Origin of the sequence: Shimia abyssi (assembly GCF_003014475.1) — a bacterium.
In the GTDB taxonomy this organism is placed as follows: Bacteria; Pseudomonadota; Alphaproteobacteria; order Rhodobacterales; family Rhodobacteraceae; genus Shimia; species Shimia abyssi.
Genome location: NZ_PYGJ01000019.1, coordinates 59861 through 80660 on the forward strand (window position 1 = coordinate 59861; position 20800 = coordinate 80660).

Annotated in this window: 14 protein-coding genes and 2 tRNA genes; 4 read left to right on the forward strand and 12 right to left on the reverse strand. The window is 55.3% G+C overall.

The genetic code is table 11. From position 1 onward, the window contains the following. Window positions 1-10: 10 nt before the first annotated feature. Window positions 11-418: a SufE family protein gene (locus tag CLV88_RS20120; RefSeq protein ID WP_106610202.1), complete on the reverse strand. Its 408-nt coding sequence runs from the start codon at window positions 416-418 to the stop codon at window positions 11-13. Window positions 419-548: 130 nt separating this feature from the next. Here CLV88_RS20120 and CLV88_RS20125 point away from each other — a divergent pair, with 130 nt between their 5' ends. After that, the gene (locus CLV88_RS20125) at window positions 549-1058 is read left to right on the forward strand and encodes a hypothetical protein (protein WP_106610203.1); all 510 of its coding nucleotides are present in this window, start codon (window positions 549-551) and stop codon (window positions 1056-1058) included. Between the two features lie 77 nt (window positions 1059-1135). Here the strand turns inward: CLV88_RS20125 and rnd are convergent, their stop codons facing one another. The 3 genes from rnd to purM form a co-directional block, all read right to left on the reverse strand. Further along, the gene (gene rnd / locus CLV88_RS20130) at window positions 1136-2296 is read right to left on the reverse strand and encodes a ribonuclease D (RefSeq protein WP_106610226.1); all 1161 of its coding nucleotides are present in this window, start codon (window positions 2294-2296) and stop codon (window positions 1136-1138) included. A gap of 85 nt (window positions 2297-2381) precedes the next feature. Next, on the reverse strand, window positions 2382-2975 hold the full coding sequence (gene purN / locus CLV88_RS20135) for a phosphoribosylglycinamide formyltransferase (RefSeq protein WP_106610204.1): 594 nt from the start codon (window positions 2973-2975) through the stop codon (window positions 2382-2384). After that, on the reverse strand, window positions 2972-4018 hold the full coding sequence (purM, locus tag CLV88_RS20140; RefSeq protein WP_106610205.1) for a phosphoribosylformylglycinamidine cyclo-ligase: 1047 nt from the start codon (window positions 4016-4018) through the stop codon (window positions 2972-2974). The genes purN and purM overlap by 4 nt, the downstream gene beginning before the upstream one ends. A 208-nt stretch (window positions 4019-4226) precedes the next feature. On the opposite strand from purM, the gene CLV88_RS20145 reads away from it, so the two are divergent. Then, a tRNA-Ile gene (locus tag CLV88_RS20145) sits at window positions 4227-4302 on the forward strand. 19 nt (window positions 4303-4321) lie between these two features. Here the strand turns inward: CLV88_RS20145 and CLV88_RS20150 are convergent. From CLV88_RS20150 to CLV88_RS20160, 3 genes are all read right to left on the reverse strand, one after another. Continuing rightward, window positions 4322-7465: an efflux RND transporter permease subunit gene (locus CLV88_RS20150; protein WP_106610206.1), complete on the reverse strand. Its 3144-nt coding sequence runs from the start codon at window positions 7463-7465 to the stop codon at window positions 4322-4324. A gap of 6 nt (window positions 7466-7471) precedes the next feature. After that, the gene (locus CLV88_RS20155; RefSeq protein WP_243403746.1) at window positions 7472-8605 is read right to left on the reverse strand and encodes an efflux RND transporter periplasmic adaptor subunit; all 1134 of its coding nucleotides are present in this window, start codon (window positions 8603-8605) and stop codon (window positions 7472-7474) included. Window positions 8606-8777: 172 nt separating this feature from the next. Beyond that, a complete protein-coding gene (locus CLV88_RS20160; RefSeq protein ID WP_106610207.1) occupies window positions 8778-10082 on the reverse strand; it encodes an ATP-binding protein in 1305 nt (434 codons plus the stop codon). Window positions 10083-10133: 51 nt separating this feature from the next. On the opposite strand from CLV88_RS20160, the gene CLV88_RS20165 reads away from it, so the two are divergent. Beyond that, window positions 10134-11048 carry an MBL fold metallo-hydrolase gene (locus tag CLV88_RS20165; protein WP_106610208.1) on the forward strand — a complete coding sequence of 305 codons (915 nt, stop codon included), beginning with the start codon at window positions 10134-10136 and terminating at the stop codon, window positions 11046-11048. A gap of 79 nt (window positions 11049-11127) precedes the next feature. Beyond that, window positions 11128-11202, forward strand: a tRNA-Asn gene (locus CLV88_RS20170). 113 nt (window positions 11203-11315) lie between these two features. Here CLV88_RS20170 and CLV88_RS20175 read toward each other — a convergent pair. The 5 genes from CLV88_RS20175 to CLV88_RS20195 form a co-directional block, all read right to left on the reverse strand. Then, a complete protein-coding gene (locus CLV88_RS20175) occupies window positions 11316-12314 on the reverse strand; it encodes a DUF4917 family protein (RefSeq protein WP_165798957.1) in 999 nt (332 codons plus the stop codon). Window positions 12315-12389: 75 nt separating this feature from the next. After that, window positions 12390-14480, reverse strand: coding sequence for a BREX system Lon protease-like protein BrxL (gene brxL / locus CLV88_RS20180; RefSeq protein WP_207797112.1), 2091 nt, complete (start codon window positions 14478-14480; stop codon window positions 12390-12392). Next, window positions 14470-17001 carry a PglZ domain-containing protein gene (locus CLV88_RS20185; RefSeq protein WP_106610210.1) on the reverse strand — a complete coding sequence of 844 codons (2532 nt, stop codon included), beginning with the start codon at window positions 16999-17001 and terminating at the stop codon, window positions 14470-14472. Before CLV88_RS20185 ends, brxL begins: the two co-directional genes overlap by 11 nt. Beyond that, window positions 16998-18902: a BREX-1 system adenine-specific DNA-methyltransferase PglX gene (locus tag CLV88_RS20190; protein WP_106610211.1), complete on the reverse strand. Its 1905-nt coding sequence runs from the start codon at window positions 18900-18902 to the stop codon at window positions 16998-17000. Before CLV88_RS20190 ends, CLV88_RS20185 begins: the two co-directional genes overlap by 4 nt. Then, on the reverse strand, window positions 18899-20800 hold the full coding sequence (locus CLV88_RS20195) for an Eco57I restriction-modification methylase domain-containing protein (RefSeq protein ID WP_106610212.1): 1902 nt from the start codon (window positions 20798-20800) through the stop codon (window positions 18899-18901). Before CLV88_RS20195 ends, CLV88_RS20190 begins: the two co-directional genes overlap by 4 nt.

The following is a 20800-nucleotide window of genomic DNA, read 5'->3' on the forward strand; positions in this document are numbered from 1 at the left end:
CCAGCGCGTCTTAACCGCCCGACGCGATCAACCGCACCCGCTCGATCATCGCGCGCAAGCCATTGGAACGCTGCGAGGACAAATGTTCATTCAACCCCAGCCGCTCCAGCTCACCACGTGCATCCACCGCAAGCACCTCGGCCAGCGACAACCCGTTATAAAGCTTGCGTAAAACGGCGATCAGCCCGTTCACGATCATAGCGTCACTTTCCCCGTCAAAGGTCAGCACACCACCCTCGATCGTCGCGTGCAACCACACCTGACTGGCACAGCCATCTACCTTGGTCGCGGGCACTTTCAACGCATCATCCAACGCGTCCATGTCCTTGCCCTGCTCGATCACATAACGATAGCGATCTTCCCAATCTTCCAGGAATTCGAAATCCTCAACAATCTCTTCAAAGGCTTCGGTGGCCATCTGGTGTTCTCCTTTGCTCCGCCAAAGACCTAAGCGGCGTTTCACAAAAGGTCCACCCCTCCCATTGACGCTTTTCAAGCAGGCCCTGATGCGCTAACCCATTGACGCAAAGACACGGAGGCCCGAGACCATGCGTATTGCCCTGACCGCCCTGCTGACCGCCACATTGGCCCTCTCCGCCTGCCAGTCCCGCCTGAACCCGGTGAACTGGTTTGGCAGCGACGAAGCCGCCGTACGCGAGGTTGCCGAAACGGGCGAAGTCAATCCGCTGATCCCGTCCGAGGAAACCGGGGGCTTGTTCGCCAAGGGGCCAGCGGCGCCCTATGGTGGCACGCCAATCTATAACGTCAAATCGATGGAAGTATTACGCGTTCCAGAGGGTGCGCTGATCACCGCGACCGGTGTTGCAACTGTACACGGCGTGTTTGACGTGCGCCTTTTGGCCCGCAATAATGGCCGCCCCGTTAGCGGTGTTCTCACCTATGACCTTCTTGGGTTGCACCCAAGCGGCGCGCCCGGTGGTGGCTCTGAACAATCCCGCGAAGTGACGGCGGCGGTTGTCGCGACCAACCAAGAGCTGGCAGGTGTACGCACCATTGTAGTTCAGTCGGCCACCAACGCCCGCCAATCGCGCCGTTAACCGGTTGATGGTGAAAATCCGCACCGACGCAATACCGATAAAATACCGACGTTATACCGACGTGGCTTTTGGCGTGATTATTGCAGCTTAACGATCCGCACGGACCCGCCTTTTGCCGCCAGCGCGACTTGCCCGTCACACAGTCGCAGCGCGTCTTCACCAAACACTTCACGCCGCCACCCGTTCAGCGCGGCAACATCGCGTTGACCTGATGCCAACGCGTCCAATTCCGACGCAGTCGCGATCAGTTTGGGCGCCACGCCCGAGCTTTCGGTTTTGGCCTTCAACAACACCCGCAACAGATCCGCCAAAGCCGGATTAACCTGTTGTTTATCATCGCGTTTATCGGGTTTTGGCATGTCTTCGGGTGCGCATTGCAGACCGTCCTGAACAGCCTTCATGATGCCTTCTGCAATCTCGCCCTTGCGCGCTTCACGCAGCAATAGGCGGGACCGCCCCAGTTCTTGCAGGTTACTTGGCTTGGTAGAGGCCAGCTCCACCAATGCATCATCCTTGAATACCCGATTGCGCGGTACGTTCCTGCTTTGAGCATATCCTTCACGAAAACGGGCCAACTCCCTGACAATGCTCAGGAATTTGGACGAGTTTGTCCGCGTCTTTACACGCTTCCAAGCGTCGGATGGCAGGATCGTATAGGTATCGGGATGCGTCAGAATCCGCAGCTCTTCCTCAACCCAATGGCTGCGCCCAGACTCAGACAGTTTACCCGCCAGAAACTCGTAGATCTGGCGCAGATGGGTCACGTCGCCAATCGCGTATTTCTTCTGCGCATCGGTCAGCGGTCGGCGTGACCAATCGGTAAATCTGCTAGATTTATCAAGCCCTTGCTTGGCAATCTTGCGCACCAATGTTTCATAACCCACCTGCTCGCCAAAGCCACAAACCATGGCCGCAACCTGTGTATCAAACAACGGATCAGGAAAGACGCCCGCCTCGACAAAAAAGATCTCCAGATCCTGCCGTGCAGCATGGAAAACCTTGACCACGCTGGTGTCCCGAAACAGCTCATAAAGCGGCTCAAGCGATAACCCGTCAACCAGTGGATCGACCAGTACCGCGTCCGTTTCTCCGTCGCCATCAAACGCCATCTGGATCAAGCAAAGCTTTGAATAATAAGTACGTTCTCTGAGAAATTCAGTGTCGATCGTGACGTAGGGCTTGGCACGTGCCATCTCGCAAAATTGGGCGAGCTCGTCCGTGGTTGTCAGGGTTTTCATATGTGGCGGATCTTCTTTTTCTGCGTTGGCCTGTGTTATCCACAAGCACTACGCACAAACCCACCAAATTGCAATTCCACCTTGGTCATAGTGCCAAAAAGTCACGATCACCGGCAGCAAACCGCCGCAAAACCGCAGGGTAAAGCCGATGTTCCTGGACCAGCACGCGCGCGGCCAATGTGTCTGGCGTATCCCCCGGCTCAATCGCCACCCGCGCCTGCCCAAGCAATGGTCCGTCATCCAGCGCAGCTGTCACTTCGTGCACGCTGCACCCATGCTCCGCGTCCCCAGCTTCCAGCGCGCGCGCATGGGTGTGCAGACCTTTGTATTTTGGCAAAAGCGAAGGGTGAATATTTAGCATCCGCCCTTCCCATGGCGCCACAAAACCTTCGGTCAAAACCCGCATGAAACCTGCAAGGCACAGGATATCTGGCTGATATGCTTGCAACTTTTCCTGCAACGCTGCCTCGAAAGCCACCCGGTCCCCTTTGAACGGGCGATGATCCACCACCTCCGTGGCGACTCCCATCGCGGCGGCCTTCTTCAGCCCACCGGCATCCGCATCATTGGCCAGCACAAGCACAGGCGCGGCGGGATGATCCCCACTTTGCATATCTTCGACCAGACGCACCATGTTAGACCCGCCGCCCGAAATAAATATGGCGACGCGCTTGGTCACAACAGGCTGCCCGAATAGCGCATACCCGCCCCGTTTGACACATGTCCAAGGCGATAGACGGTTTCGCCCGCCTCGCTCAGCAACGCTTCAATCGCATCTGCCCGGTCGGCCGAAACGCTTAGGATCATGCCAACACCACAGTTGAAGGTCTTAAGCAGTTCAGCCTCTTCCATGCCACCGGTCGCAGCTAACCATTTGAACACAGGTGGTAATTCCCACGCCGCAAGGTCCACATCCGCGCCCAACCCTTCGGGCAACACACGTGGAAGGTTCTCTGTCAAACCACCTCCGGTAATATGGGCCAAGGCATGAACGCCACCCGCGCGAACGGCCTCTAGTGCCTGTTTCACATAGAGCCGAGTCGGCGCCAGCAGCGCCGCGCCCAGCGACCCTTCGGCCCATGGGCACTCATCGTCCCATCCCAATCCAGATATCTCAACCAGTTTGCGCACCAGCGAATACCCGTTTGAGTGCACACCATTACTGGCCAATCCCAGCAATACATCACCCGCCACCACGCCATCCGGCAGGTCCGATCCGCGCTCCATCGCGCCCACGGCAAACCCGGCCAGATCAAAATCGCCAGCGTCATACATACCTGGCATCTCAGCGGTTTCGCCGCCGATCAATGCGCAACCCGATTGGAAACACCCTTCGGCAATCCCTTCGACAATACGCGCCGCTTGATCTGTTTCCAGTTTGCCCGTCGCAAAATAATCCAGGAAAAACAACGGCTCTGCGCCTTGACACACCAGATCGTTGACACACATCGCCACAAGGTCAATGCCCACACCATCGACGTTCCCGGTATCAATCGCGATGCGCAGCTTGGTGCCCACACCGTCGGTTGCCGCCACCAGAATCGGGTCAACATAGCCAGCCGCCTTGAGATCGAACAATGCGCCAAAGCCACCCAGCCCAGCCATCACGCCACTTCTGGCTGTGCGCTTTGCTGCGGGTTTAATGCGCTCTACCAACGCGTTGCCCGCGTCGATATCAACGCCCGCATCCGCATAGCTTATGCCATTCTTGCCATCGCTCATGGGTCACTCCGTGTGTTCTTTGGCAGAGGCCCTAGACCATCCTTACGTCAAGAGCAACGCTAAGAGCACAATCCCAAAAGAGTGAGCCGAATTTTGGCTCAATTTGCGTCAGTTTGGCAAAGCCAGTTCAAAGACATTGCCGCATTTGAAAATGACTCACGCTCTGGTCTTGACGCTCAGGCAGGTTCTGTTAGCAAAAGCAAACGGCGGGCCTGTAGCTCAACGGTTAGAGCAGAGCGCTCATAACGCTTTGGTTGGGGGTTCAAATCCCTCCGGGCCTACCACCCCCACCGCCACATATGCTTACCCCTGCGCGGATGCCTCCTCTTTGGCTTTCCCTTTGCCAAGGCCCTTGACCCATTCACGCGCGCTCTGAAGCAGGACATAGAGCACAGGCACAATGATCACACCCAGCACGGTCGCTGCCAACATGCCGCCAAACACCGCGATACCAATCGCCTTTTGCGAAGCGGCTCCCGCGCCACTGGCCGCCATCAACGGCACAACCCCCAAAAGGAACGACAGCGCCGTCATCATCACGGCGCGGAAACGCTGTTGCGCGGCCTCAACTGCGGCTTCCTTGATCGCCATGCCAGATGCCCGACGTTCCATGGCAAATTCTACGATCAGGATCGCGTTCTTTGACGCTAGACCAATCAGCATAATCATACCGATCTGGGTATAGAGATTTACGTCGCCCCCGGATATCGCAACCGCCGCCAGCGCCCCAAACAGGGCCACGGTGACTGACAACAGAATCCCCACAGGCATGGTCCAGCTTTCATACTGCGCCACCAGGAACAGATAGCCAAAAACCACCGCCATGATCAGAATCAACACCACCAGACCACCTGCTGCCTGCTGTTGTTGCGCCGTGCCGGTCCATTCAAACGAATAGCCGGGCGGCAGCGCCGTTGCTGCCTCTTCTTCAAGCACGCGAATGGCGTCACCGGTCGACAGACCGGCACTTGGGATCGCCGTGATGGTCGCTGCACGGAACATGTTGTAGCGATTAAGCGCCACCGGCCCCAACTCATTGCGCACGTTGATCATGGTACCCAACGGCACCATCTCGCCAGTCTGCGACCGCGCATACAGTGTATCAAGGTCTTCAACCCGATCCCGATATTCGCCATCGGCCTGAATCATCACCCGATAAACCCGGCCAAACAGATTGAAATCGTTCACGTAATACGACCCCATATAGGCCTGCAACGTCAGGAACACGTCTGAAACCGCAACGTTCAGCGTCTTGGCCTTTTCCCGATCCAGATCAACAAACACCTTGGGCACGTTCGCACGGAAGGTCGAATAGGCCTGCCCCAGTTCCGGGCGTTGATTGGCCGCATAAACAAGCGATCCAACGGCCGCCGACAGATCCTGCGCGGTGCCACCGCCGGTTTGTTGCACCTTCATCTCCACGCCCGCGCTCATGCCAAGGCCAGAGATGGGCGGCGGGTTAAAGGCGATAACGCTCGCCGCGACCTCTTGATTGGCAATGCCGAGGATGTTGTTCAACACCCCGTTTGCGCTCAATTCATCGGTCTCGCGCTCATCCCACGGGGTCAGCGTCGGAATAATCATCGCGCCATTTGACCCGGACCCGTTAAGCAGGCTGAACCCGTTCACAACCACGGTCGAGGCCACCCCCGGAACTTGCAGGATCTTTTCGTTTAGCCGGTCTGTCACACTCTCTGTGCGCTCCAGCGATGCCGCATCCGGCAGCTGTACGTCCACAAACAGATAGCCGTTATCCTCCAGCGGAATAAAGCCCGCCGGGAGCGATTTCATCAAGGTTCCACTACCAAGGAAAATACCACCAAGAATGGCAACCGCCAAAAGCGGTATGCGCACCATTCGCCGCACGATCCCGACATAACCGCCGCGCACCGTGCTAATACCTTTTTCGAACGTCGCCAAAACCCCTTTCGGAGGACCAGAACGCGCCTTAAGGATCAGCGAGCAAAGTGCCGGAGACAAGGTCAGCGCGTTGATCGACGAAATCACAACCGCGGTCGAGATCGTGACGGCAAACTGCGAATAAAGCCGCCCGGAAATGCCGGGCATAAAGGTGACAGGCACAAACACCGCCAACAGAACCAACGTGGTCGCAATGACCGGCCCGGTTATCTGGCCCATGGCCTTGCGCGTCGCATCCGCAGGCGACAGCCCTTCGTCCGCAATGATGCGTTCGACGTTTTCGACAACCACGATGGCATCATCCACAACGATCCCGATGGCCAACACCAGCGCAAACAGCGAAATGGTGTTCAGCGACATGCCAAACAATAGCAGGAACGCAAATGTCCCGATCAGTGACACCGGAATGGCGATGGCCGGAATGATCGTCGCGCGCCAACTGCCAAGAAAGATGAACACAACCGCAATCACCAGCGTAAAGGTCTGCGCCAGCGTCACAATCACGTCGTTCAGCGATTGTTCCACAAACAGCGTGGAATCAAACGGGATGTCATAAACCACGTCGTCCGGGAACGCCAAAGCAAGGCGGTCCAACTCGGCCTTGACCCCTTCGGCCACGGCCAGCGCGTTTGCACCGGGTGCCTGATAAATCGCCAGAACCGTCGCCGGATCACCGCTGAAACGGCCCGATGCGTTGTAGTTACTCGACCCCAGTTCGACCCGCGCCACATCGCGCATCCGCACGATACTGCCCGCGTCGCCCGTGCGCAGAACAATGTTCTCAAACTCAGCCACAGTGGTCATGCGGCCTTTGGATTTGATCGTGTATTGAAACTGCTGACCTGTGGGAATGGGCGGTGTCCCAATCTGGCCTGCTGACACTTCAAGGTTTTGCTCACGGATCGCCGCAATCAGATCCGCAGGCGTCAGCCCCAGTCCGGCCATGCGGTTGGGATCCATCCACATGCGCATCGAATACTCAAAGTTGGTCATGACATCGGCCTTGCCCACGCCCTGAACCCGCGCCAACGCATCTTTGAGGTTGATCGAGGCATAGTTGGACAGGAACACCTCGTCATAGGTGTTTTCGGGCGACGACAACGTCACGATCAACAACATGTTGGTTGATGATTTCTGCGTCACCACGCCCGAGCTGGTCACCTCGGTTGGCAAGGACGACATCGCCTGCGCCACGCGGTTCTGCACGTTGACCGATGCAATGTCGGGATCCGTTCCCACTTCGAAGGTCACAGACAGGTTGTATGATCCGGTATCGGTGCTGTCAGATGACATGTATATCATGTCATCGACGCCATTTACCTGCGCCTCGATCGGCGCGGCCACGGTGTTCTCCACCGTTTCCGAGTTCGCGCCGGTATAGCTGGCACTTACAGTAACCACAGGCGGCGTGATTTCCGGAAATTGTTCAACCGGAAGAACGGTATAGCCGATGAATCCCATAATCGAGAGCACCAGCGATATCACGAAGGACGTCTTGGGACGTGCAATGAAAATTGAGGAGAACACGCGCGCTTACTCCTCTGTCGCGGTGCCAGCCAGCACCGCGTCCACTGTTACACCCGGCCGGACCCGTTGAAGACCCTCAACAATCACCGCCTCACCTTCGCGCATCCCGTCTACCACTTCGATGGCGGTCTCAACCTGGCGCCCGGTGGTGATATAACGCTGCTCAACCGTGCCTTGTTGGCCAACAACCAACACAAACTCACCGCGTTGATCGCGCTGCACCGCCGCCTGCGGGATCATCAGAACCTCGCTAGGCTGCGTCGCCTCGATCCGCACGGTCAGGAACGACCCGTCGACAATCATTCCGCGTTCGTTTGGAAACTGCGCCCGGATCGTCAGTGTTCCCGTTGTCGGATCAATCCGGTTGTCGGCAAAGACGATCTTGCCAATCTCATCCAACTCGTCCCCATTAGGCAGGATCACATGCACCTCGGGCGCCTGTGGATTATGCGCCAGCTCTGAAACGCTTGCTTGGAATTCCTTCATCACGTTGATCAGTTGCCGTTCTGTAACCGAGAACTCGACATAGATCGGTGCGATCCGCACCAGATTAATCAGCGGTTGCGTGTTTGGTCCCACCAACTCGCCTACACTGACCGAAGAACGACCAACCCGGCCCTCAAATGGAGCGTGCACAGTGGTGTAATCCACATCCAGTTGCGCCAAATCTATTGCAGCCTTGGCGATTTTTACATTGGCAATGGCAACCTGATTATTCGCAAACGCCACATCGCGATCCGCCTCTGTGCCCACGTCGCGTTCAAACAGTTCAGTTTTACGTTCCAGTTCGACTTCGGTGAGGTTCAAACTTGCCTCCGCTTGCGCCAGATCCGCTTGTCGCGCGGCGAGGTTCGCCTCATAAGTATCTGGCTCAATTTGGAAAAGGACATCTCCCATTTTCACAACATCACCATCGTTAACGTGGATTTCTTCAAGGTACCCGCTGACCCGCGCCACGATATCAACCTTATCAATCGCCTCGCCGCGACCGATATAGGACACCTGATCAATCAACTCTTGAGTATAGGCCGCCGCAACCGACACTTTCGGCGCCGGTGCCTCTTCCTGCGCAAATGCCATCTGTTGGCTCAGCAGCAAAACCCCTACCGATTTCCATCCCAGCCGCAGCGTAAAATTCATGGCGAAATCCTCGTTCGTCTTGAAAGCAAAAACCTCGGTCCAGCCGAGGTATTCAATAATGTTGCAAACATAGAACCACGGCCATGCCATTCGCACAATGGTCGAAGACCCGACCGGCGCATGATTACCCAACGGAAACAAACATCTGTTAAGAAGCTCAAACGCCGAAACCCTAGCGCGCAAACACCATGTCGGCGCACAGCCCGCCCAAACGTTCGCTTTTGTCCAACCGCAGCACGCCACCGTGTACCCGCGCCACGTCCGCTGCAATCGACAGGCCCAGCCCCACGCCGGGCCCCTTGTTAAGATTGCGCGCCGAATCAAGACGGGCAAAGGGCTTCAATGCTTCGTCACGGTCTTCTGGTGCGATGCCGGGGCCATTGTCCTCAACGCGAATTCGCACAAACTTGTCCGTGATCCGCACTGAAACCTCTGCGCGCGTGCCATATCGAACCGCATTACCGATCAGATTGTCCACAGCCCGCTGTACCGCCATCACCCGCCATGACACATGGCCTTCGCCCTTGCTCTCATGCAAAACCACATCGTGGCCGCTACGTACATGTCCATCCACCAGCCGCATCACCATCTCAGCTGGGTCCACATCCTCTGGCACTTCTTCATAAGCTCCGCGCGCATAGCTCAGGAACGCATCTAACATGCGCTGCATGTCTTCCACATCTCGTTCCAGCGGTTCGCGGTCTTCATCCTCAAGTAGCGATAATCCCAGCTTCAATCGCGTCAGCGGCGTTCTGAGGTCATGACTCACCCCCGATAACATCAAGGTCCGCTGTTCGATCTGCCGCTCAATACGGTTGCGCATATCCACAAACGCCGCCCCGGCCGCGCGCACCTCGACCGCGCCGCCGGGCGAATACTGCACGTGACGCCCGCGCCCAAATGCCTCTGCCGCAGCCGCCAGTCGCGTAATTGGCTTGAGCTGGTTGCGCATATAGAGAAACGCAACCAGCGTCAAAAGCCCGCCAAAAAACACCATATTCACCAACAACTGGTGCGAGTTCGAGGCCGACACACGCCCCCGATCAAAGACCACCTGCACAACGCCGTCTCCGGATTCGATCCACAGGCGCACAATCTTGTCGTCGATCAACTGAACCGCTTGGACACCCTGTACCAGCTGCTTGAAATTGCGTGTGATGATAATGCCGGAAAAGTCGTACCAGAGCCGATTATCTTCGACTTCCGCGGTCTCTGGATAGCTGACGTCAATTTTTAGCGTTTCCAGCAGCAGCGCCAAAGCCTGAGGCGATGTATCACGCGCGTCAATCCCATCCAGAACCAGCTGCACCTCTCGCGAAGTCGCAAGGGTCATCTGTTCGGTCACACCTTCAAAATGCCGTTGGATAAGGCCAAAAGACACGACCAGCTGCAACAGTACAACCGGAAAGATCAGGATAAGAGCCGCGCGCCCATAAATCCCGCGGGGCACATAGCGTTTGAGCCAATTGAACATCATGGCTAAGTCTTGCAGTGTGACCGGCCAAAGAAAACCCCCAAAGGAGCCACTATGGACGCCGACCTTTCAGCCTTTGATCCCACACCGGGTGTACCTGTGGTTCTTGAACCGGGTGTGCGTCGCGTCCTTGCACCAAACCCCTCGCCGATGACCTATCGGGGTACCAACACCTATCTGATAGGCGAAACCGATATCGCCGTGATCGACCCCGGCCCAGATCTGCCCGAACACGGCAACGCGATTCTCAGCGCTCTGAAACCGGGTCAGCGCATCACCCATATCCTTGTGACTCACGCCCATCTCGATCATTCCCCGCTCGCCGCCTCGCTGTCTCAGCAAACCGGCGCAGCGATCTACGCCTTTGGCGGCCCTGATGCCGGGCGCAGCGCGGTAATGCAGTCCCTAGCTAACGCGGGGCTTGCCGGCGGTGGCGAAGGCGTTGATACGAATTTTAGACCAGATCAAACCATGCGCGAAGGCGACACGGTGCGCGGCCCCGACTGGAGCTTTGAGGCCATCCACACACCCGGCCATTTTGGCAACCACCTGTCCTTTGCAATGGACGACGTCTGTTTTGTAGGCGATCATGTCATGGGCTGGGCCAGTTCGCTGGTATCACCACCCGACGGCGATCTGACTGACTTTATGGCCTCTTGTGAAAAACTGCGCGCGCGCGACTGGCGCGTGTTTTACGCAGGCCACGGCGCGCCCATCGAAAACCCTCACGAACGTCTCAACTGGCTAATCGCACACCGCCGCGCTCGCGAAGCCGAGATCCTCTCTGCCCTGTCAAAGGCGCCCGCATCGGCACGCGCACTCGCAGAACAAATCTATACAGAAACACCTCCGGCTCTCCTCGGTGCTGCCACCCGCAACGTCTTCGCACACCTCGTTGATTTATCTGGAAAATCACAGACTCGCCCCTTGGGTCCGCTTCACTCAGACGCACAATTCGAACGCTGCTGAACTTTTTTTGGCAAATCGTCATTTTTCTGCAAGAACCCTCTGGACGTCCCGAAAAACCGGGGCTATATCGACCCCACATTCCGGCGTAGCTCAGCGGTAGAGCAGTTGACTGTTAATCAATTGGTCGTAGGTTCGATCCCTACCGCCGGAGCCATTTTCTCTCTTAGATAACAAGAGAGTAACAAGCCGCCCCTAGGGGCGGCTTTTGGTTTTCTGCAACATCTCTGCAACATGGCAATTTGCACGGGCCTCAGAACAGCAGGTTCATCAGTCTTCGTCACCGTCATCTGGTGGTCCATCCCAAACCTTTGCTGACTCAGAGTCAAAAAAACTGTAAGAAACGTCGTCGCCGCCAAGTTTCTTGTACTTTGCCAGTTCGGCATCAGCAGCACGCACTTTGTCATCGCTCGGTTGAAAAATGCCAAAATAGACGTGCTTCGCTTTGGACCCGAAAAGGGCATGGTAAATGTGGGCGTCGTTTGGATCTGCGCTGTGACCGAAGACGAAAACAGATGCAGTTGTGTTTTGCAGAGCATGAAAACAATGGCGGAGGTACTCGACGGAGTTGATCTTGCGCATCTTGGACTTTGAGGTCCCCTCCGCAACGTACAGTGGTAGACGTCCATTTTCCGCGATTTCATGTGTGATATTAGAGATGACACCGTCGCCGTAGTTCAATGCCTTGTAGACCTCGCCAATTTCATTTTGGAAAAGGTGTAGGCCGCCATGAAGATTGAAGATGTGGCAATAAGCATGTTCGAGAAACGGACCCTTGAATCGTCCATCATCAACGTCTTTCCCAAGGCCAAAACCGTCTTTCAGCAGCCGTTTCTCTAGATTTACCCAATAGAGCAGCAGGTCGTAGTTCAGAGTAAATACCTTGCCGAAGTGTTTCAGGAAAGCCGCTGCACTTTCGTACTGAAACACAAGATCCTCCCTATGAGCGGGATGTGTCGCGTTCACCGCATTGACCAAAGCTTCTCGAACCGTTTGTGCGTCCTTCTCAAGCTGGCTCGCATGTTCCTCGTTGCCGTAAGCCAGCTCAACAATGGTAGCGTTTTCCATGGCGCGGATCACTACTTCGAAATCTAGGGTGTCCAATCGATCAAAAAGTGCCCTGGTGGGGCTGCCTTCCTCGAGGTTGGCTTCTGCGAGGAGGTTTGAATAGGTGAAGTATTGGGCCGAGAAGCCATTTCCGATCAGAAGGGCTTTATCGTCGCCTTCCGTGGCTTTGATTGCTTCTTGGAAACTAATGACATCAGGCAACGGTTGCCCTCCAATTCTTGGTGCTCCGTGCCTTCGCCGTGGTCCTTACCATGACTTCCGTCTGCGAGCTGAAATTTAGGAGCCACTGTCCCGGAAAATATCGACCTTGGTCTCCAAGCACTTTCTGAGCGAGAAGTCATTTGCTCCAATCGTGAACCAGCCCTCTGGTTTCTGATAGAAATCAAGACCCCGGCCAATCTTAACTGTCCACCCATTGTCGATCTGAATTTCCCGATCATGCAGGACTTTACTGAGTTCCACCGTAAACACCACGTCGACCTCCAAAAGACTTTGCTTCAGCTCGTCCATCTTCTCGTTGAGAAGCGCCATATCGGTTTTGTCATCGTAGCTCGTTACAAGGTGGATCTTTCGAACCGTAGGGTACTTCACAACTGTTTCACAGAAGCGGACAAAGTTTACGATCTGGTGCTGCGCACGGATGTATGGGTCTTCGACTAAAACCTCTTTTGCGTTTTGAAGATATGGGCCGACTATGGAGTCATACGTATGGCCGGTGTCTCCGTAATTGATCGAGTAATGCACCTCTTTCAGATCGGCCGCAGGCTCTTTCGGCGCGACAGAAATAGTCGCCTCTTTTTGCACCAAAGTCTGACCATCCGATTGATTGACGTCTTCGTGGTTATCACCGTCGAAATTCTCAGAAAGTGTTCTGCGGTTAGGCTCCAGCGTTGCGGAGACCCCCTTGGTCTCGGGACAATGCACAACTATTTCATTTCCTTCGGGGTCGAAGTAAGAAAGATCGATGAGTGCGAACTCATCGTCAGGCTTGCGCTTATTCATTTGCTCCTTAACGCGCCTACGGCACTCGATGGCATATTCAACATACTCGAAGAACTCATCGTCATTCGGTGCTCCGTCCGGGTGAAGAATTTTAAGTATTGCGCATAGAGTTTTCTTAATGCCTTTTTCGTCACGCCCCTCAACTGCGCTGCCGAGTTTCAGACGACTGCTGACTTCCTCGTACCGATTATTGTGCTTTAATTGGTAGTGGAAGGCCTCTGCGAGATAATCCGTGATAAGACCAAAGCGGTTCGTCAGATAGGCACTGCTCGTCTTGGGCATCTCCCAGCCCGGGAGGTAACAAGCAAAGCGATCCATGACAGCTAGGTCAAATTGCGGAGGAAGAGGCAGGAAAAGATCATGTTTGGCTGATCGGACAATCTGTTCGATCGATTGGTCGATGTTGCCGACAAACGCCATACTCGCGTTCGCAATAATCTCGACCCCACGGGAGAAACGACCGTTTGCCATAAAGTCTTTCATGATCTGTATGGTATCCGGGTCCTTTATTTTGATCCCACCGACCTCATCAAACGCGACGGTGTCCCAGAACCCGACCAGCCCAATCTTCCCACGGGCATTGTTGTAAAACAGCGTGGCCTTCGTTGCCTGACCGCCGCTGATAAGGGTTGAGTAAGGTGAAAACTCGCTGAAGAAGTATGACTTGCCTGTGCCTCTTGGGCCGAGCTCCACAAAGTTGAAATTCGCCTCAACCAACGGAGCAAGACGCGCAATAAAGTGCAGCTTCAGGCGCGGCGATAGTTTTGAGGGCTCAAGTCCAACTGTGCGGAGAACACCATCGAGCCAATCATCTCGTGAGAGCTTTTCTCGTCCTTCACAATAAGCTTCAAAATTGAACCGGCTAAGCTGGATTGGGCGCAAGTCTTCTACATAAAAAGCATACTTATCCTCGTCGATATCATTGTGCGCAATCGTAACCTCAGCCCAAATTCCACCTTCGAGCAGGCGGTCGGTATCGCGATAGAACTTTTCAGCTATGGCAACTTTTTGAGAACCAAAGTTTTCGAGAGCCGCCCAGTGCCGTTTGTCCTTTTCGACGTAGCGCACGTGTACCTTATCAATAAATTTGTGCTTGCCCTTCGTAGCTACCCGCGATTGAGCGGCATTCGCTTCATCGGGACGGACGTAGTTTTCATCTAGAGTGGCAAGGACGGCTTCCATTCCTGCTTGAATTTCAGCTGGTTCATTGCTGGCGCAGTAACGCGCGAGCAGAAACTCCAGAACGAACGTCGGTACATTGGTGCCCTTCTTAATCCTGTGCAGTAGATCTTTACGGACAACTTTGCCATCGAATGTCTCGTTGAGCTTACTGTCTAAGTCGTCCATCTCCATTTCAAACTGCATAATCGGTCTCCAAAGTAATACTGGCGTAGGCCGTCATCGTGACTGGGTTGAATGCTTTGAGCGTGAACTTGCCTTCAAACTCCAAATCCATCCTGATGGTTACCTGTTGATGCTGCCCAGACCGAAGCGATAGCGTCCCCGTTGCTGGATCAACCGGATCGCCCTTACGTGCTTCACCTACGACATTTCCATTCCTATCGTGTGCTTCCAAAAGGATTTCAAAATCGGCCCCTTGCGCGAACATATCGGTGCTCTCGATTGCGAGATCGACGACGGGAAGCCGAGTCGTAATCCTCTTCGCGCCGTTCTTGTAAGAGAGCTGCACGCTCGCCATCGCTGGCTCTTGTTCATCTTGAACTCGGAGCGCGACAGTGATCGCTGGTACGACGGCCTCTTGTAGCGAAGGACCACCGTGAAAGAAGCGTAGTCCCCGTCTGTAAGGGGCCAGGCTGCGCGGCGCACCAAAGCACTCAATGTCGCCGCGGATTCCGGCTTTCTCAGCTGGTATCACGAAGTTATGCGGGTCTTCGCCGCCTGTTCCTAGTAGCGAACGGTCATGCACCGTGATCCAGTCACCAGCTAACGGTTTGGCGCAGATGTCACCGGCATCAGAATGACCGTTTAGGAAGAAACCGTGATCGGTGGCTATTACAACATCAGTAAAACCAGCCTGTCCTAAACGGTGGATCGCAACTCGTATACCTTTGAGCGTTTGGTGGACCAATCCAAGCGTTGTGTCTGGGTTGTTTTCCAGGTGACTGTCGATCTCAGTGCTTCGAACAACTAGTAGACTCACCGCATCAGAGACTTTCGCCTTCTTGCTGCTATTGAACTCGGACAAAGTCACTTGTGCAAAGCGGTCACCGTATAGTTGCTCAAGAAACCTCATCCTATGCGTGACTGAGGTAAGACGTTGCCCATCGATCTCGGCTACGACGTCCTTACCATCACGCTGTACCTTGAGTTTTTTACCTGCCCCAGGAAGGAGGCTGGCCATTCCAATTGGCGTAACGGTTGGAAGTTGAGCAATCGCAGGCTGAATTGTCGCCGCGCCCGTGTCAACAAGCTGACGCTGGAGCTCAAGGCCGAGTTCATAACGAAGGGCATCGACCACAAAGTATGCGACGCGCTTTTCTCTTTCCGCGAGCAGTGGCTCAACCAACTTATCGAACAAGTCAACATTGGCCAGCCTACCTTGGGGTGGCCAACCATCTCTTTCTAGGTGCTTGATGAAGATCGTCTGCACCTTTTCGGCAATGCGCGCGTACCGCTTGCGTGCATGCGCTGCAACGTCATCGACGATTGGCTCCATCGAGATGTACTCACCGAAGGCTTGCTCAAATTCACGCTGAAGCCTGTCTATCTCACGAAGGCTACTCGTATAGTGATCGATCAGCGCATCGAGGCTACCAGTATTCCCAGAAAGACCACGATCAGCGTCCTCACAAGCAGACACAAGTTGAAGAGCCGCACTCACTAGTCCCCACTGCGCCTGGCTCTCCCCTTGGCCTAGCCAGACAGAATGCTTGTGTCTATCGACAACAGTGCGCACCTCATCCAGACGATCATCCTTTAGTGCATCGACTGCAATCTGGAGGAAGGTCCGCTCTTCAAAGGGAAACGTATCGAGCATTCCAAGGTCTTTTATCTCAGCGCATGCGGCGGGGAGATCGAGCTCCCGCTCTATCTGCTCTGCCCGATCGATGTATGTCTGTCGTGCCCGGTTATCATTTCGTAGCGTTTCGCAGAGGTCAGCGACCAACGCATCCGCACCTGTATCCGCGTGCGGAACGTTTGCAAGAGATGCTGGCAACTCACCGGGAAGATCGAGAACGAACTCACTGAAAAGGACAAAACGCCAAAGCTCATCGGCAACGGCAGACCAGCTCTTGCCCTTGGTCACGAGCTTCAATCCCAGCGAAGATCGGAAAAGCGCCTTGGCTTCGCTTACCCAGGCTTCATTTCCTTTGAGACGGCTCTTCTGTTGCTCTGAAGGGGCTAAGAACGCGAGAAGAATGTTGCGGGCGGAGTCGACCCGAAGGAGTGTCCGAAGTGTGGGATAACCCACCCCGCCACCAATATTGTCGACGAGTTCGAATGATGGCTTTGGATCGTCCTGGAACAATCGCCGGATTTCGCTGGCATGATCGGGCTTCGCCTTCAGGCAGAGGCTTATGTATTCATCGCCATCACCGTCAGGAAACATTGCACCGCTTGCCGTGTAGATCGCATAAGGATCGATGACGCGGTCATGGTCGGTCTTCGGTGGATCGGTTGGTACATAGATCACAAGCTCTGTCGGCCCTTTACCGCCAGGATGTGCAAGAGAGACAAAGCTTTCAAGCGCCTGTTCGCGGCTTTCGATGCCACGTTCGCTGACGTCCACTACTGCGGTACGCTCGTCTGAAAGATCAGTTACAACGTCTTGGTAGAGCCGCGCCGGGTCATAGACGACAAGACAGCCTGCCTTCTTCAGGCGGGGGCGCAAAACGGTTTCCCGAATGAAGGCAGCCAAACTCACGAGGCACCTCCGGCCTCTGGCTCTTCGTACAGGGCTTCCAGATTATGAGCGATAGCCAATGACTTGTCGGTTTTGCACTTCTCGCGAACGCGGTCGGGCCAGTAGACCATGGCAAGATGTGCCCACTCGTAGTCACCGCTCTCGAGTTTTTCCCAGGTTGCCTTCAACGCATTTCGCCAGGCCGTATGACGGAAATGCCGCCAAAGTGGTGCAGATGTGATCTGAACACCGTCATCATGGTTGGGGTGATAGGATGGAGCGATTTCTAGTAGGGCCTCGCGCAATTCCCTCAGTTCGGCTTCGAGCGACAAGAACTTTTCGAAACTCCTTTCGTCAGCAGCGGAACGGGCGGTGCCCTTGTTGCGCAGTGCGGAAACGTCCTGGCCAACTTGTTCCAGCTTCGGCTCGATGAAATCGTTGATGGCAGTGAAGAGTGTCTGGTCGGTCAAACTGGGGTAATAGAGCCAGAGCGTGTAGCTGCCTGAGCTAGTCGAGATCGGCCAGTAGATTGGGGCTTTGCGAGGCCTCTTGCTGTACTGCCTAAGATGATATGAAAAAAAGTCGCGTTGGATCCAACGGCGCACATCTGTAGGCAACGATTCATCGATGCGGGCGAGAACTTCTTCAATCAAGCGGGCAAGGTCTTCTGAATGCCCCTGGTCGTCCACCAGGATGCCGGAATGTGGGTGAAACGGCACCGCATCATCAGGCAACATCCCAGGGCTTTTTGCTGGTAGCGGGTCAAACGGTTCCGGCTCGGATGGAGCTGTGCGTTCACCGGTGGCCAAACGCCAGTCGAAACGGCCGAAAGCGACGCCAGCAGCCCAACTGAGCAGACCTTCAGTCACGTCGACCGCCTCGGCACCATTGTCGTCTTTACTGACGTCAGCGCCCACGGCTTCGTCGTTGTCATTTTCGTCAGCCGTGCCAGATGAACTGAGCGCTGCCGCGCGATCCTCTTCGTTTAACCCGTAAAGCCCGAAAACAATCTCATCGATGTTGGTTTGGATTTTGGACAGCTCTACCTCGATGCCAGGCTGGTCGTAGTGGCCTAGACGAGGCTGCAAGGCTGCGGGCAATTGGAAAGCACTTGATGTCTCTTGGACATAGTCGAGAGATCGCTTGCAAGACCAAGCTCGCTTTGCCGCAACAACCAACTTTTGCTTCTCTAAATCGGAGCATTCCGGGACAGGTGTGTTTTGCACAACTCCTACTTCGAATGACTGCGCAAGTTCAGTCCGCGCAAGCTGTAACGAAACTAAGATCGCAAAGGCCTTGCTGTTCAATATCCCCATTAGAAACAGGAGGTCAGCTTGGTCGTCGTTTGTTGTCAGAACTGCCGGACCCTTGTCGCCGAAAATTGAACCTTTCGGCATTGCCCGGAAGCTAAGGCCGTTGGTCCTTCGCGGCCACGTAATACCTGGTCTAAAATAGTGGTTTGCGCTGTGAAGTTCCGCTGTCCAGTTTGGCGACCAACCTCGACTTTTTCTGTAGTCGACCAGATAAGCTTTGAGGCTGTCCCCATTGCGATGCCATGAAAGTCGAAGAAAAACATCAGCGTAATAGGGCGAAAAAATTCCTCCTTTTGCAAATGTCTTCCATGAAGTTTGGCAGGTGCTAGGAACTTCCCATGCAGCCCGAATAAACCTAAAATCGTCCAGTGTTTTTCCACCAGAGGCTGCTATGCGCCCGCCAGATTGAAATCGAGGAAAACGTGCGAACAACTCCCTCATGGTATCCGATACCCAATACGCAAATGGAGCTCCGGGTACTGAGCGAAAAGAGCTCGGTTCGACTTCGAAGATTTTCGGGTCCAAATTGCCCGTCCGCACAGCTATACAACATTCTCTGAGCGCAGTTTCTTTCTCGGTCTCGCCCATCAATCGTAGAAAGACAGTCACGCTTTTTTCTCCAAAACATATGCGGCAGCTTCAACCGCTGCGTCATCCATTACGCCATACCCTAGATCAGCCATTACCTGCGTTTCTGTCATGCCGAGTACTACGTGCTCGCGCCATTTCTGTAAGCTCTTTAAGAAAAAGCAGGTGCGGGAAGTAATTGCACCGATTCTGGAGCCAGCACGCATCAGTCCGATCCCACGTTCTACAAAGATCGCCATTAAGTCGCTCTTTCCTGTTGGGAAAGCCTTCGCCAATTGCGTTTTGGTCCCGTCCGCTAAACCTCCAAATGGTGGGTTCATCACCACGACATCAAAAACCTCGCGACAGTGGTCGATCATCCGCAGTCCCTGAAGCGCGTCTTCAGCGAAGAGCTGCCCCTGATAGGTTGAGCGTGCCGCACGCGCGAACTCAGACAGAGCTTCCTGCAATCGTGTTTCCGCCTTGTGCCACTTCGCCATATCCTCTTCGCGGAAGAGGTCGCCATGCTCGCCAAACACAGCGCGCACGAGGGCAGGCAATTCCTTCTCGACCTGCAGCAACACCCCAAGCTCCGGCAGGCCCTTGAGCAGGAACAAAGTCTTCTCGAAAAGCGCCGCATCCAGAGGGTCGAGCTCTTCCATGAACCGTTTGCGCAGGTCCACCTCGGCCGGGGGTGCCACAGCCGCCACCACATGCCCGCGCCCCACCTGCGGCCGGTCCTTGGCCTTTACGCTCGTCTCATGCCAGGCCCGCTGCGCCCGCAGCCACAGCGCCAGCGACGCGATCTGCGCCGCGCGCGGGTCGATATCGACACCGTAGATGTTGTGTTCGATGATCAGCCGCGGCATGTCGTGCAGGAAGGCCTCTTGGTCGACATAGGTCTGGCTGAGCGGTTTCAGATCGGCGCTGCCGCCGGTCTCAGAATCCAGGCAGCCGGGGCCATGGGTCTGCTCCCACGCCCAGGCCTCACGGTAGATCTCCAGAAACAGATCAAAGGCGTAGAGCCCGAAATGCATCGACCCACAGGCCGGATCGAGCAGCTTGATCGTGCGCGGGTCGCGCAGGCGTTTGGCGGGTTCGGGCTGCTCGTCCGGTTTCACCAGCAGGTATTGGCAGCGGTCGCGCAGGTCGGTCTGCCCGCCCGTCCAGTTGAACCAGAGCCGCCCCAGCGTGTTATCGACCAGAAACTCCACCACATAGCGCGGGGTGAAGAATTGATTGCGCACCGCCAGCTCGCGGCTGTTGCGCGGCGCCTGGGACGCATCGCGCATTGCTTTGCGCTCTTCCTTCGAGTTGAAGTATTGGTAGATCCAGCCGATTGTCTCGTCTTCAGTCCAGAGAGGTTCGATTTCGTCGCCGTTGATAAGCTCGAGTGCCTTCGTCAATGTCACTTCTCTTGGGAATAGGCGGCTTTGCGGACTGTAGCGATCAAACAACGACGGCAAGTCTACTGCGAAGAGATCGAACAGACTGTGCAAGAAGTGTTTGTAGGTTTCTCCGGTATCACCCAGCGAGCCATTCGCCACTTGTTGGTAGAGGCGGAAGGCCTGCGACTGCGTACCTTGCCCAATCGCTTCCAGCAAAATGCCCCGCGCTTCCATCATGCGCAGTGCTGCGAGGCGATTTAGAATTGTGAATGCCTGCTCGCGGGCAATGCGTTGGAGAACAGACACTCGCGTCTGCTTCTCGTCCTTGGCCTCCGATGCCATGTAGTGATCCATCACATCACGCAAAATTTGCGCTGTCTCCAGGCGCTCATCGTCGAGATGATTAAGACTTTCGATGGGTGCGACTCCGCCGCTGGCCGGGTCCATGCCGTAGGTCTGCTGAAGCTGCCGTGTGAAGTCCTCTGTCAGAAGCGCACGGATATCCGTGACAAATCGCTGAAGCTTTCCTCTTGTTTCGTTATCAAACGCCAC

Excerpts from the sequence above, each read along its gene's own strand:
- CLV88_RS20160 (WP_106610207.1), bottom strand. The coding sequence starts at position 10,082 with ATGATGTTCAATTGGCTCAAACGCTATGTGCCCCGCGGGATTTATGGG.
- brxL (WP_207797112.1), bottom strand. The coding sequence starts at position 14,480 with ATGCAGTTTGAAATGGAGATGGACGACTTAGACAGTAAGCTCAACGAG.
- CLV88_RS20165 (WP_106610208.1), top strand. The coding sequence starts at position 10,134 with ATGGACGCCGACCTTTCAGCCTTTGATCCCACACCGGGTGTACCTGTG.
- purM (WP_106610205.1), bottom strand. The coding sequence starts at position 4,018 with ATGAGCGATGGCAAGAATGGCATAAGCTATGCGGATGCGGGCGTTGAT.
- CLV88_RS20120 (WP_106610202.1), bottom strand. The coding sequence starts at position 418 with ATGGCCACCGAAGCCTTTGAAGAGATTGTTGAGGATTTCGAATTCCTG.
- rnd (WP_106610226.1), bottom strand. The coding sequence starts at position 2,296 with ATGAAAACCCTGACAACCACGGACGAGCTCGCCCAATTTTGCGAGATG.
- CLV88_RS20125 (WP_106610203.1), top strand. The coding sequence starts at position 549 with ATGCGTATTGCCCTGACCGCCCTGCTGACCGCCACATTGGCCCTCTCC.
- CLV88_RS20155 (WP_243403746.1), bottom strand. The coding sequence starts at position 8,605 with ATGAATTTTACGCTGCGGCTGGGATGGAAATCGGTAGGGGTTTTGCTG.